This is a genomic window from bacterium, assembly GCA_024226335.1.
Classification (GTDB): Bacteria; Myxococcota_A; UBA9160; order SZUA-336; family SZUA-336; genus JAAELY01.
The window spans coordinates 1-549 of record JAAELY010000382.1; the positions used below are offsets into that span (position 1 = coordinate 1).

General features: G+C 60.8%; 1 pseudogene. It reads left to right on the top strand.

Features of this window, described 5'->3' with window-relative positions:
• Positions 1–418: 418 nt before the first annotated feature.
• A pseudogene (locus GY725_19430) lies at positions 419–549 on the top strand (IS91 family transposase).

Sequence of the window (549 nt, forward strand, 5' to 3'; positions counted from 1 at the left end):
ACCGTCTCGCGACGGATGCCCGTCTCCTGCTCGATTCGCCGAAGCGACCAGCCGAGACGTCCAAGTGCCAGTATTTGCAGCTGTTTTCCTAGGTCCAAGACATTTGCCATGACGTGAAGGCTAGATGCCCTCGACGAGGTCAATGTCCCGGACGACTCCGGATTAATGGCCGCTTTTCAGGTGATCATGAATGGCCGCTTTTGGGTGATCACCGAGGGAGGTGGAGGTGGCGGTTCGGCCGCGTTCACGTCCGCGACCCGGACTACATTCCCGCGCCCGTCGGTCTGCAACGGGTAGACATCGTCCTGGTCGTTGACCTCCGCGACGACGTTGTCGATACCTCCGCCGTGGACGATGCGCCGGATCTCATCATCGCGGATTTCGACCCACTCTCACGGAGCAGAACCCGACGCAAGGCCAGACTGGCGCGGTCACTTTCATCCAGCGTTTCGGCTCCGCACTGAACCTGAACGTGCACTTCCATACACTCGTCTTCGATGGCGTGTTCACATGCGCGGGGGAGGGCGCCAAACCGGAGTTCCACGCGCT